Here is a 13,125-nt window from a genome sequence, read left to right as displayed (position 1 = left end):
TCATTGATTTGAGGCCGTATGGGCTTAACTGGAAAAAAGAGCTTAATCTTGGTTGAAGAATATAACCAAGCTGCCACCTTTTAAGCTACTTCCGTAGTTAATCGTAAAACCTATTCCCACGTTATCGACCCACTCATTAAACAGGTTTGGGTTAAGCAACCAACCAACACTGCCCTCGTAGTAAGATGTGGTGCCCATAGATGCCACGGTGTCACCACCAATATCAATTCGTCTTATACTCGAGTACATCGAAGTGATGTTCTTATCCCAACGCACGAGATCATAGAAAACCTTGGCTTCATTGGCGATATACCACCCTTCAGGATGACCGACATTGCCATTATTCGCCTCGCCCCAGCCGATGCCATTAAAGTAATGCCAACTGGTGCTCAATTTATACTTTCCCCAGTCATTCTTATCTTCGTACATCAGCTTGATTTTAGGCTCGATGATGTAAGCCCAAGCATCAGTATTGAGATATACGCCATCCAGTTGGTCTTGAATAGGCTTTAGCAACGAAGCGCGATATTCATAATCATTGCGGTAGTAAGAGATGTGGTTACCGATTGCAGAGCTGAAGCTCCAATATTCGTCTAGCTGGGACACATTCGCGAATTCGACGTAGCCAGACACTACCGACTCTTTTTGAAAATCGTTTCTGTTTGCTGCCGCGTACTCGACATCGTTCTCGATTCGCAATGCAGACAAGCGTAGCGTCACCTCTTGATGGTTGTCTTCGATGTAACTTGGTAATTCAAATGTGTAAGGCAAACTCAGGGAGGTGATGTTTTGGCGACGACTTACCGAATCATTCGAACCGATGTCTTCATTGTCCAAACTAAACACTTTATTGGGGTCAAAGTTATTGATACCAAAAGTGAAAACATCGGTGTCGTTGAGCAATACACTGGTGGCAAAGCTCTGCTCTAGATCCTTTCGAAAAAGATCAGATAGCGTATTGGCATTAACAGTGGTCGCCAAAGCGGTAAAAAATAGAGGAACCGCAAGCGTCCAAGATGTGTTAGTCATAGAAAATGACTTCGAATGTGGCATTTCTTTTATCACTTAAAGCACTTCCTAGCTCAAACGCTATTAGAAGTATAAATTCAAATATCTAAAAGAGCTCGCCAACTAACGCGCAAGCTCCAAAATGTTACGTTGTACAAAGGTATTTCTACCACTTTGCTTCGCTTGATAAAGCGCTTGATCGACCTTTTCGTAAATAGACGCAATAGATTCGCCACCTTCTGGCACAAATGACAACACACCTTGTGACGCTGTCACTCTATCCGATACCGTTGAGTGTTCATGAGCGTAGTTCATCTCATGCAATGCCTCTTTAACTCGAGTCGCGTGTACCTTAGCGCCTTCACTGTCTGTATCGCTAAGAATCAAAACAAACTCTTCACCGCCATAACGACCTACAAATTCTCCCGCACGAACAAACAGCTGTTTCAAGGTATTAGCAAGCCCTTGTAAGCACTTATCCCCTTGAATATGACCATAATTATCGTTGTAAGGCTTAAAGAAGTCTACATCTAGAAGTATGACTGTCATGGATATATTACGTCTTCCGTGCCACGCTATGCTCTCTTCAAGCTTAGTATCCATATATCGACGGTTATACAATTTGGTCAGGCCATCTTCGTTGGCTTGTTGCTGCAGAAGGATGTTCAGTTCTTCGAGTTTGGCTGTGCTTTGTTTTAGCTCTCGTCTCATGTGCGCGATACGTTGCATCGCAATCAGCTTAGAATTCAAAACAACCTTGTTTACTGGCTTGATCAGGTAATCATCGCCACCAGCGTCAATCGCTTTTGCGATCATCTCAGGTTCTTCGTGACCACTAAGAAAGATGATGGGAACCCATTCTGGGAATCGGCTTCGAACCTCATTCGCCACTTCAAAACCATCCATATCAGGCATGTTGATATCAAGTAACACGAGTTCAGGATCAAAATCAGAATAAACACTCAGGGCTTCTTTTCCGCTACCGACAGCTTCTACAATATGACCCAGTTGCTTGAGTCGGATAGCAAGTTGCATCCTGTCTAGTTGAACGTCATCAACCAGCAATATGCGCATTGAAGATCCCTTTTCTATCATCACATCACCTTTATCTAGTGTTGAATATTCAAAGTAGCTCAAATTTGGGCTTAAATCATGCCCTAATCTCTATATTATATTGACTTTTTTACAGATCTTTTTAGCATTGTTTCTTTTTAAAGAGAAATACTATGTCAGACGCTACAAACAACGAACAACAAGAAATCGATTTAACCACCATCTCACCAGAACTTCGTCAAGTTATCGAATTTGATGGCGTACCAAAAGAGATGCACTTTATGGTTACTTCTATTCACGAAGTGTCTGAAGAAGCAGTACGCGAAGCTTGGGATAGTCTTCCAGCAAGCGCACAAAATGTTTTAGACAACTTCGAGCAGTTCCACGCTCTAATCTCAGTTAGCCAAGCTTTCGCTGGTGTTAACGTGATGGAAGAGTTCCCTACTCTTAAACTTCCAGAAGACATGTCTGACGAAGAAAAAGAAGAGTACCGTGCTCAACTGCTAGACCAAGTTCTACACAACTGTGTAAAAGACATGGTTAAACAAATCAAGAAAGCTCGTCGTGATGCAATCTTGAAGCGTGACTTCAAAGAAGTTTTTACTAAGTAAGTCGCTAGTCGCCTAAACTAGGCTAAGCGCTAACAGTACTACTTAGAATTAAGCCGCATGTTTCTTTAAACACGCGGCTTTTTTATATCCGCTATTTTCTGTTCGTCGATCGTTACGTCTGTATGTTCTTGTTGCTAATGTTCATATGATTCGACAAATTATATGCTTTAACACTCATATAGTGTGACGCAAAACTGGCAGTTATACCGTATAAAAATGACGCATGTATCCATTCATGGAATCAAGACCGAATTTTCAGAACCTATAACAGGCAGTATCGCGGCAATATCGAAAAACTGACCTTGTCAGGTTTAATGCGTTACCGCGATATCTCTTTGAGCGACACTCACACCTTTAATTTGAGCGTAAACACGCTGCCCGATTTCTAGATTTAACTCATCCAGCGCCCACAATGTAATGGTTGCCCATAGGTAGCACCCAGACTCTAACTCTAGCTCGACCTCGACACTCTGCTTATTTGTGCCTTGTTGGTGCGTCTCTACGCTTTTAATGGTGACAGGAAGGATGTTACGTATAGAAGTCCCTTTCGGCCGTTCTAGCGTGATAGAGACATCATTTGCCCTAACTTGCAGCCTCACTGTCGTACCAAGCTCACTCGATACTTTCTGAACCCATAACGACGTCGACTTTCCTAGCATCAGGCGAGACAGCGCATAATCGTCATTGTGTTCCGCTAATGTCGCTTCAAACAACGAGCTTTGCTCTGAGAAAGATTGCCAAGGTTGCATGGCTCTCGATGCCCAAACCTCTTCCGTCACACCCGACGAAATCACTTTGCCTTGGTCAATAATCACAAGGTGATTTGCCAAGCGTAAAATTTCATTGAGGCTATGGGTGACATAGATGATCGGTATTTGGACGGTTTCGGATAAGTTTTCCAGAAATGGCATCACTTCGCGCTTACGAGGCAAGTCGAGAGACGCTAAAGGCTCATCCATCAACAAAATGCTCGGCTTTGATAACAAAGCGCGGCCAATCGCCACACGTTGCTTCTCACCGCCAGACAAACGAGCTGGGTATCGGTCAAGCAATGAACCCAAAGACAACAGCGAGACTATTTGCTCAAAGTGCGCTTGATCGACGCTTTTCATACCGTATTTAAGGTTCGCTGCCACCTTCATATGTGGAAACAATCGCGACTCTTGGAACACATAACCGACGTTGCGTTTGTGAGTCGGCAAATTAATGCCATTTTCACTATCGAACAGTGTGGTTCCAGATACGCTGATCAGACCTTTATCGGGCTGTTTAAGGCCACTGATTGCATTGATAAGTGAGGTTTTACCCGCGCCAGAACGACCAAAAATTGCCGTAATGCCGCTACTTGGTAATTCCAAGTCGATATCAAAGAACGTTTCACCAAGTTGTTGTTGATATTGGAGGATCAAAGCACTCATGCATTGCCTCCCAAGCGTTGTGCTGACTTTTTGTTGAGCCACTCAGATAGCATCAATGAACCCAGCGCTATCACAATAGAAATGACACACAAACGCGCGGCTTCCATTTCAGCGCCAGGGGTTTCAATAAAGGTATACATAGCCAAAGGAATGGTTTGAGTTTCACCGGGAATATTTGAAACGAAGCTGATGGTCGCGCCAAACTCCCCTAGGCTTCTTGCGAATGAAAGCATGGTGCCGGTAATGACCCCTGGGATCATCAAGGGTAAAGTGATCGTGAAAAACACACGAAGAGGTGAAGCGCCTAATGTAGCAGCCGCCTCTTCAAGCTTACTGTCTACGGTTTCTAGGCTCAATCTAATAGAGCGAACCATCAGCGGCAACGCCACAACCACACAAGCGAGTGCCGCGCCCTTCCAGCTAAAGCTGAATACAATACCAAACACGTCATTGAGCCACGAACCTATGATACCTTGCCTGCCCATCATCACTAGCAGTAAATAGCCAATAACCACAGGTGGAAGTACCAAAGGTAAATGGACAATACTCTCAACAATGCTCTTACCTACAAATTGTTTCTTAGCAAGTAGCCATGCTAAGCCAATACCGATAGGGATAAGCCATAAGATTGCAAACCCAGCGACTTTTAAGCTCAGCATTAAGGCTTGGTATTCGTATTCCGATAAATACATCATTTAACGCACTTCAAATCCAAAACTGTTCAAGGTGTCTTTCGCTTTTTCGCTCTTTAGGAAAGTATAGAACTCTTCTGCCACAACTTTATCACTCAACTTCGCTACAGGGTAACGTATTGGTGTGTGCAGATCTGATGGGAAGGTCGACACTAGGTTTACTTCTTTAGAAAGCAACGCATCCGTTTTGTAGACAATGCCAAGCTTAGCTTCACTGCGCTCGACTAAGGCTAAGGCCATACGAACATTGTTACTTGGTGCCAATCGAGTTTTCACATCGTCCCATACACCTAACGTTTCTAACGCTTCTTTTGCATATATACCAGCAGGAACCGACATGGTGTTACCCACTGCAAGCCTTTCATTAGTAAGAAGTTTAGCCCATTGTTCACCTTTTGATAGGTCTAACGTTACCGATGTCTCTTTAGGAGCAATCAGCACCAGTTCGTTTTCACATAGGTTTGTGACATTGTCACTATAAACCAATTTACGATCGACTAAATGCGTCATCCATTTCTCATTTGCCGAGATAAAAATGTCTGCTGGTGCTCCTCTTTCGATTTGTCGCACCAAAGACGATGTACTCGCGTACACAGGAATCACATCGACAGAATGGTCTTTCTCAAACTCTTCAACCAACAGATTAACCGCATTGGTCATCGACGATGCAGCGTAAACTCGTAGCTTTTCCGCAGCAAAAAGATGACTAGAACTCAATGCCGAAGTTAAAGCCATGGTTAAAAGGAAGACTCGCTTTTTCATTGTTATCACTTATCTATTGTTCGTTTAAGTTCTTTAGCTAACTTCTAAATGGCGGCTTAAGCTGTTAACTCTGGCCAAAGCAGATCAAGATTTAAGTACTCTTCGATGGCATCAGCGATTCGATTAATACCCAGCTCTTTAAGCTGTTCGTGGTCAATCGCGGTCACATCGTTGGCTCCTGCCCATTCGCAAATAAGCGACAACGCATCACTGTTGTCGAATACGCCATGCAAGTAAGTACCAAAAATCGAGTTATCTTGATTCACAGCGCCATCTAGGCTGCCAGATTCTAACTGAACCGGTAAGGCTGTTTCTTTGACATCAGTCCTACCTACGTGGATTTCATACCCTTTTACTTGTGCTGTTTTGCCATCCAGCGTCATGGTGCCGCGTACGTTGGTTAAGGTTTTCTGCTGTGTAAGGGTCGTTTCAGTATCCAGATACCTTAACCCTTCGCTGCTGCCGGGTTCCCCTTCAACGCCATCAGGATCGTGGATGATGTTACCTAACATTTGGTAGCCACCGCAGATACCCATCACTTTGCCGCCTAAGCGCAGGTGGCGTTGAATATCTTTATCCCAGCCTTGTTCTTTTAGGTAATCCAAATCTGCTCTTACCGACTTTGTACCCGGCAAGATAATTAAATCAGCATTGTTTACACGTTCGCCTTTACCGACATAACGTAAATCAATCGAAGGATTCAATCTTAACGCGTCAAAGTCTGTATGGTTGCTGATTCGGGTTAGCACTGGCACCGCCACCTTAAGCTTAGCTTCTCCGTCAGACTCTTGAGCAGAGGTAATGGCATCTTCCGCTTCTAAGTTAAAACCATGCAGATATGGCAAAACACCAATGACTGGCTTGCCGGTTTTTTCCTCTAGCCAATCTAGGCCAGATTGAAGCAGTGCGATATCGCCTCTAAAACGATTTATCACAAAGCCTTTTACACGAGCTTGTTCAGATTCAGACAATAGAGCTAATGTCCCGTAGAGATGCGCAAAAACGCCACCACGGTCAATATCAGCAACGATGAGCACAGGGATGTCCGCTTTCTCAGCAAATCCCATGTTAGCGATATCATTTTCACGAAGATTGATTTCGGCTGGGCTCCCCGCACCTTCAATCATCACGCTTTCATATTCTTCAGAAAGTCGGTCAAACGAATCGATAACTGTATCCATCGCCACTTTCTTGTAATCATGATAACCCGTCGCTTCCATGTTGCTCAGCGCTCGGCCTTGCAAAATCACTTGCGCGCCGGTATCTGAGTTGGGCTTTAGCAATACAGGGTTCATGTGAACGGTTGGCTCTATATTACAAGCTTGCGCCTGAACCGCTTGAGCACGGCCAATTTCGCCACCATCTTTTGTCACAGCACTGTTCAACGCCATGTTTTGTGGCTTAAAAGGTGCCACTTTGATTCCTTTCCTTGCCAAAACACGGCATAAACCTGCCACCAAAACACTTTTTCCGGCATCTGACGTTGTCCCTTGAACCATAAGGGCACTTAATGGTGCTCGCATTTGTACTTAAATCCTTAATTTCTTAATTTTCAATTTATAGCTGTGGGCAATATTTCTCTGCGACCATCTTAACGTCATTGCCGAGTAGATGCTCAATAAAATGAATGGAAAATGAATGTGTTACTCACTCTGGATTCAACCCCAGTGTTGTTTAATAGCTCCATCGAAACGAAGCTTGTGAACGATAACAGGCGCTTCAACAAAAAACGTACTAACGAAAAGAAACGTTTCAAATTCAGAAAAACGTTTCTACTAAAAACAACATTAAGGGATTCACCATGAAAAAAACTGTATTAGCTATCGCATCTACTATTATCCTTGCTCCTACTTTCGCAATGGCTAGTGACCACAACAGCAACAAGCACGAAAGCGCTATTGCTTATACTGGCCCAATTGAAACCGTTTCTGTTGCGACACTACTTGCCGACACAAGCATGTTCGCAGAGCAAGAAGCAATTGTGGATGGCAAGATCGTTCGTCAACTTAAGAATGACACGTTTGTCTTCTCTGATGGCCAGAGTGAAATTCAAATCGAACTTGATGATGATATCCGCCTAGCACAACCACTGACCGCTGATACAAAAGTTCGTATCTTCGGTGAATATGAAGGTGGTAAGACACCTGAAATCGAAGTGGACCACATCCAGGTTCTATAAGCGATTAATATAAAAATACCGACTTCAAATAATTGGCCTGCATATTGCAAGCTTTTTTGTATTATACTGCCGCAAAATACAATTTATATGGAGTCACCATGCTAGGTTGCACGAATAAGACTGTCCTTTTAGGACTCGCTGCACTGTGTTCATTCTCTGCGTCTGCAAACAACTTTAACTACAACACATTCGAGCTGCGCATGGGTACTAGCCCAAGTACTTTCGGTGGTGAAGTCACAACAATGTTCACTCAGAACTCTCATTTTGTTGCTCGTATCGATTCAGAATTTGAAAGTGATTGGGATGCAGCGGTAGGTATGGGATTCAACGGCCCAATCAGTCAATTTGCTGACGTTACTGGCCAAATGTTACTGCACAACATTGAACGGAATGACGATAACCACATCAAAACAGAAATTAACCTTGGCTTGAGAGCTTGGTTAATGGCAAACGTTGAAGTTAACGCACGCCTTGGTCAACTGATCGACAACGATGACACTCGTTCAATTTTGGGTATCGGTGCTCGTTTCCATTCAACTGATCAACTGTCTGTTGGTCTTGATATGCGCAATAACGGCACATATGGCCACCAAATCTTAATGTCGGCTCGATTCGGATTCTAATCTAGATTTCAATTACTGAGTAATAAATAGCTAAACGTATTACATAGAAAAGCCCCGAACATATTAATGTTCGGGGCTTTTTTGTTTGTTAGTTTCGCTGGCTTTTAGTCGTTCACGACCTGAGCCAGCGACTTGCTTTATAAGCTAACCATCAGCATCTTTTTCTGGTGATCTAAGTACTCTTCATAAGTACCTTGGAAGCTCACTAGCTGTTGATCTTTTACATCGATGATGTGTGTTGCTAATGAAGAAACGAACTCTCGGTCATGGCTTACGAAGATAAGCGTGCCAGTGTAAACCTTCAACGCGTCGTTCAGGGCTTGGATTGCTTCCATGTCCATGTGGTTGGTTGGTTCGTCCATTACAAGCACGTTGATGTCTTGCATCATTAGCTTGCCGAATAACAGACGGTTCTTCTCACCACCAGAACAGTTACGCGCTTTTTTGTTCGCATCGTCAGCAGTAAACAATAGGCGACCTAGAATGCCACGTACCATAAGGTCATCGTGCTTCACTGTGCGCCATTGAGAGATCCAATCGAAGATGCTCAGGTCGTTGTCAAAGTCAGTCGTGCTATCTTGTGGGCAGTAGCCTACCGATGCGTTTTCAGACCATTTAACGATACCTTCGTTTTGCTCTAGTTCTTGAACTAGGCAACGTAGCAGCGTGGTTTTACCCACACCGTTCTCACCGATAACAGCAAGACGTGTGCCCGCTTCAAGCAACAAGTTACCACCAGCAAACAGTGTTTCGCCATCGAAGCCGTGACTAAGCTCTTTAAGTTCAAGCGCTTGACGGTGTAATTTCTTACCTTCGCCAAAATCAATAGATGGGCTCATACGGCTCGATGATTTCACTTCATCAAGCGTGATCTTATCCATTTTCTTGGCACGAGAGCTTGCTTGTTTTGCTTTAGATGCGTTAGCACCAAAACGGTTTACGAAATCTTGAAGCTCGCTGATTTCAGCCGCTTTCTTAGCGTTGCTTGCTAAAAGCTGTTCACGAATCAAGCCAGATGCTTCTAGGAAGTACTCGTAGTTACCAGGGTAGACACGTAGCTCACCGTAGTCGATGTCTGCCATGTGTGTACACACAGAGTTCAGGAAGTGTCTATCGTGCGAAATGATGATCATTGTACATTTACGCTGGTTTAGCTCTTCAGCAAGCCAGTTGATCGTGTGAATGTCCAAGTTGTTGGTTGGTTCATCAAGAAGCAGGATATCTGGGTTTGCAAACAGAGCTTGTGCCAATAGCACACGCAGTTTCCAACCTGGAGCTACTTGCTGCATCAAGCCGAAATGGAACTCTTCTTCAATACCCGCTTGAATTAGGATGTCGCCAGCACGGCTTTCTGCTGTGTAGCCATCCATTTCCGCGAATTCACTTTCAAGTTCTGCGACTTTCATGCCGTCGTCTTCGCTCATTTCTGGCAAAGAGTAAATGCGGTCACGTTCTTGTTTTACTTCCCAAAGTTTTCTGTCGCCCATGATCACAACGTCGATAACGCTGTACTGTTCGAAAGCGAACTGATCTTGGCTTAGCACACCCAGTTTTTCTCCTGGAGTGATAGAAACGTTGCCCGAACTTGGCGTTAATGCGCCACTTAGGATTTTCATGAACGTTGATTTGCCGCAACCATTAGCGCCGATCAAACCATAACGGTTGCCGTTACCAAATTTAGCAGAGATGTTTTCAAACAGCGGCTCTGCGCCAAATTGCATTGTGATGTTCGCGGTAGATATCAAAGAACTAATTCCTAAGCGTGTACTGACAGATAATTATTAGGCTATTTCAAGAACCTAAATAAGAAGTACGAAAGTATGGATTAAACAAAAATCGAAGCGCGGATTATATAGAGATCTCGATCACGTTGTCGAGGCTAAACAGTAAACGAATAGTAAACATAGACCATTTAGATGCTTTTCATACGTTATGGGGTGTAAATAAAAAAATCCCCACCAGCAGAACTGGTAGGGATTTCATTTATCAACACTAAAAGTCTTTTAAGCTCGTCACCTTTGAAACTATAGCTCTTCAAACGAAAAGCTTTGATGACGAGCAGAACTTGTTATTTAGTAATTTTCTTCTGAACGTATTTTTTGCTCACGTCGACAACCGCAACATCTCTAAAGAAGCTTCTACCCAAAAGAAGTGGGAAAGAAAGATGCGTTCGGTCGGCTAGCGTAAATTCAGTTTTGTCTTTTAGATCGCCAATTTGAATCGAAGCTACAACCACAGCGCGTCGTTGTGTGCCTTCTGCGCTTGATTGCTTGATCTTAACCCAGCGTTCTACTGGTAAGCTGATCTCTTCAGTTGTAATTCCGTCGTGTTCAATCTTGAACTTAACCCAGTCTTTGCCGTCACGTTCAAAATCAACAATATCAACTGCACTGATTGAAGAGGTTGTTGCACCGGTATCGACACGTGCTTTAAACGCTTCTTTTAAACCAGGAACAAACACCCACTCTTCTTCACCAAGAATCAGTTTGCCGTCACTTGTTTTTCTAACCTTCTCTACTGGTTTTTCAACAGGTGCAGGTTTTACTTCCGGCTCAGTTGGTTTTACTTCTTCAGGCTTCTCAGTAGGTTCCGTTACTTTCTCGCCTTCTGTTGCGTCAGTTTTTGAAGAGTCATCCACAACAGGTTGTTCGATTTGAGGCTTTTGCTCTGGCTCAACAGGAGCTTGAGTTGTAGCCGAACAAGCAAACAGGCCACCACTTAGCATTAAAACTACAATCGCTTTCCAATTATACATTCAGTCACCTTCTATTTTGAAACGTTTGCTATCGCTTTTGCTACATAAGGAATATGAGATTCAGAAAGGCCTGCGATATTGATGCGTCCATCACCAACACCATAGACTCCATATTCTTCACGTAATTGATTCATTTGAGTTTCTTTAAAGCCTAGTACACTAAACATGCCTTTATGGCTTTCAATGAAGTCAAATTGTGACGTGTTATAAGTATTTCGCAATTCATCACATAAACTTTGGCGCAGATTTAACAAACGTTGCTGCATTTCACTCAATTCTTGCTTCCAAATCGAGGTTAGCTCTTGATTCTGAAGAATTGTTTTAACCAAAGCTGCACCATGATCTGGCGGCATTGTGTAAGTTGAACGAGCAAGCGTTAGAAGCTTACCTTTAGCATTGCCAACGTGTTCGCTGTTTTTGCCAATCACGATAGCGGCACCCGTTCTTTCACGGTATAAACCGAAGTTCTTCGAGCAAGATGTCGTAATCAACATCTCTTCGACGTTGTTAGCCATGTGTTGAAGACCTTTTGCGTCTTCTTCTAAGCCATCACCAAAGCCTTGGTAAGCAATATCAACGAACGGCAAGAAGCCATTTTTCTGCGATAGTTTGGTAATTTCCTGCCACGCCTCAAAGTCGATATCCGCACCCGTTGGGTTATGACAGCAACCGTGCAGTAGTACCACATCTGATGGACCCGCTTTTGAAAGGTCATCCAACATTCTTGCAGTATCAACTTGCTTCGTTTCAGGACTGAAGTAATTGTAATATCGAACTTTTAAGCCTGCCGCTTCCATCACCGGTTTGTGGTTAACGTAGCTTGGGTTTGAAATCCAAACCGTGGTGTCTGGTTGAGAAACTTTCATTAAGTCACCCAACATGCGAAGTGCACCACTTGCACCCGGTGTTTGAATCGCAGCAACGCGATCCATTGCAGAAGTCCCTTTAAGCAGCAGATCAACCATGCTCTGGTTGAACTCTTCACAGCCTGCTAGGCCAACGTAAGCTTTGGTTTTCTGCGTTTCAACAACGATATCTTGAGCCATAGAAACGGCTTTCATGATCGGAGTTTCGCCTTGATCGTTTTTGTAAACGCCAATGCCTAAGTCGACTTTATCAGTACGAGTATCGCCGCGGTAAGCAACAGAAAGAGATAGAATTGGATCTAAAGTTGGTTTTGGTAGATGTGAAAACATGAAAGTCACAACCCTTTGAAATTCAAGTAATGGCCTCCAAGTTATCATTTTATTTACAATTTAAGAAACAGAAATTCATCAAAGTTTTGATTTTTAGGAGATAACTCTAGTTGAGACTGGTGCAATCTAATATTCCCTATTCCATATAGTTCAATATTCAATCAATTTACAAATTTAGAACGTCATAAAATAAAAAAGCCTCAACAGAGAAGCTGAGGCTACTAATTTGCACTAATGTAGGTTGACGTTAACTAACGAAAGTCTACTAGAGTCGGAACCGATGAATAATTTGGTTTGAACTACCACGCCAATCCAACATTGGATCCGCTTTATCTTGCTCAAAACGACCATCAATCAAAGTATCAACATATTCAAGTACTTGCCTCTGCTTTTCGTCGAGTTCGTCGAGCTCGTAGCCCGTCCACATCCAGATGTCTTTGCCTTCACATTCTGCTTTTACACGCTGAACAAGCTTAAGCACTTCAGACACGTTTGCAGGATGCAAAGGATCACCACCAGAAAGCGACAAGCCACGACGCTTAATTCGCGGATCATTGAGATCAGCGATAATGTGGTCTTGCAGTTCTTGAGTAAACAAATGCCCAGAGTCCAACCTTTGCGTCGATTGGTTATAACACCCGCGACACTGGTGTACACAACCCGACACAAACAAAGTGCAGCGTGTTCCAGGGCCATTTACAACGTCGATTGGGTGATATTGGTGATAATTCATAAGGCAGTATTGAAAACTCGTGATTACTTAATAGTTTGAGAAGATGTGTTGTAAAAGCTGAAACGAAAGAATTGGTATCGACATAACGCCGATAC

Annotated in this window: 13 protein-coding genes; 3 read left to right on the top strand and 10 right to left on the bottom strand. The window is 43.4% G+C overall.

The features are described 5' to 3' along the window. Positions 1–42: 42 nt before the first annotated feature. Together AB4323_RS13545 and AB4323_RS13540 are read right to left on the bottom strand one after the other, a co-directional pair. Positions 43–1,053 (bottom strand): Solitary outer membrane autotransporter beta-barrel domain, encoded by a 1,011-nt coding sequence (locus AB4323_RS13545; protein WP_029235232.1) that lies wholly within the window; start codon positions 1,051–1,053, stop codon positions 43–45. A 78-nt stretch (positions 1,054–1,131) separates the two neighbouring features. Continuing rightward, complete coding sequence (locus AB4323_RS13540; RefSeq protein ID WP_372135576.1) at positions 1,132–2,103, bottom strand: diguanylate cyclase; 972 nt, start codon at positions 2,101–2,103, stop codon at positions 1,132–1,134. A 131-nt stretch (positions 2,104–2,234) separates the two neighbouring features. On the opposite strand from AB4323_RS13540, the gene AB4323_RS13535 reads away from it, so the two are divergent. Beyond that, complete coding sequence (locus tag AB4323_RS13535) at positions 2,235–2,672, top strand: DUF3069 domain-containing protein (RefSeq protein WP_017060108.1); 438 nt, start codon at positions 2,235–2,237, stop codon at positions 2,670–2,672. Positions 2,673–2,983: 311 nt separating this feature from the next. Here the strand turns inward: AB4323_RS13535 and modC are convergent, their stop codons facing one another. Genes modC through AB4323_RS13515 form a run of 4 tightly spaced genes read right to left on the bottom strand, consistent with a single transcriptional unit; the run spans position 2,984 to position 7,067 of the window. Beyond that, a complete protein-coding gene (gene modC / locus AB4323_RS13530; RefSeq protein ID WP_017060109.1) occupies positions 2,984–4,090 on the bottom strand; it encodes a molybdenum ABC transporter ATP-binding protein ModC in 1,107 nt (368 codons plus the stop codon). Beyond that, positions 4,087–4,785, bottom strand: coding sequence for a molybdate ABC transporter permease subunit (gene modB, locus AB4323_RS13525; protein ID WP_017060110.1), 699 nt, complete (start codon positions 4,783–4,785; stop codon positions 4,087–4,089). Before modB ends, modC begins: the two co-directional genes overlap by 4 nt. After that, the gene (gene modA / locus AB4323_RS13520; protein WP_017060111.1) at positions 4,786–5,544 is read right to left on the bottom strand and encodes a molybdate ABC transporter substrate-binding protein; all 759 of its coding nucleotides are present in this window, start codon (positions 5,542–5,544) and stop codon (positions 4,786–4,788) included. Positions 5,545–5,600: 56 nt separating this feature from the next. Next, entirely contained in the window at positions 5,601–7,067 is a 1,467-nt protein-coding gene (locus AB4323_RS13515; protein WP_017067811.1) for a cobyric acid synthase, read from the bottom strand. Positions 7,068–7,345: 278 nt separating this feature from the next. Here AB4323_RS13515 and AB4323_RS13510 point away from each other — a divergent pair, with 278 nt between their 5' ends. Beyond that, complete coding sequence (locus AB4323_RS13510; RefSeq protein ID WP_048608277.1) at positions 7,346–7,723, top strand: YgiW/YdeI family stress tolerance OB fold protein; 378 nt, start codon at positions 7,346–7,348, stop codon at positions 7,721–7,723. 98 nt (positions 7,724–7,821) lie between these two features. After that, positions 7,822–8,346: a hypothetical protein gene (locus AB4323_RS13505; RefSeq protein ID WP_017060115.1), complete on the top strand. Its 525-nt coding sequence runs from the start codon at positions 7,822–7,824 to the stop codon at positions 8,344–8,346. 137 nt (positions 8,347–8,483) lie between these two features. Here the strand turns inward: AB4323_RS13505 and AB4323_RS13500 are convergent, their stop codons facing one another. The 4 genes from AB4323_RS13500 to nrdG all read right to left on the bottom strand — a co-directional run bounded on the left by AB4323_RS13500 (position 8,484) and on the right by nrdG (position 13,030). Then, positions 8,484–10,091: an ABC-F family ATPase gene (locus tag AB4323_RS13500; protein WP_267868974.1), complete on the bottom strand. Its 1,608-nt coding sequence runs from the start codon at positions 10,089–10,091 to the stop codon at positions 8,484–8,486. Between the two features lie 323 nt (positions 10,092–10,414). Further along, entirely contained in the window at positions 10,415–11,101 is a 687-nt protein-coding gene (locus AB4323_RS13495; protein ID WP_017069095.1) for an ATP-dependent zinc protease, read from the bottom strand. 11 nt (positions 11,102–11,112) lie between these two features. Beyond that, positions 11,113–12,297, bottom strand: a complete 1,185-nt coding sequence (locus tag AB4323_RS13490) for an amino acid aminotransferase (RefSeq protein WP_017060118.1) — start codon at positions 12,295–12,297, stop codon at positions 11,113–11,115. A gap of 265 nt (positions 12,298–12,562) precedes the next feature. After that, positions 12,563–13,030 (bottom strand): anaerobic ribonucleoside-triphosphate reductase-activating protein, encoded by a 468-nt coding sequence (gene nrdG / locus AB4323_RS13485; protein ID WP_017064571.1) that lies wholly within the window; start codon positions 13,028–13,030, stop codon positions 12,563–12,565. Positions 13,031–13,125 lie beyond the last annotated feature (95 nt).

It is taken from the genome of Vibrio sp. 10N.261.52.C11 (genome assembly GCF_041471405.1).
GTDB lineage: Bacteria > Pseudomonadota > Gammaproteobacteria > Enterobacterales > Vibrionaceae > Vibrio > Vibrio crassostreae_C.
Note: the sequence above shows the minus strand (reverse complement) of the source record. Positions and strands in the feature narration are given on the sequence as shown.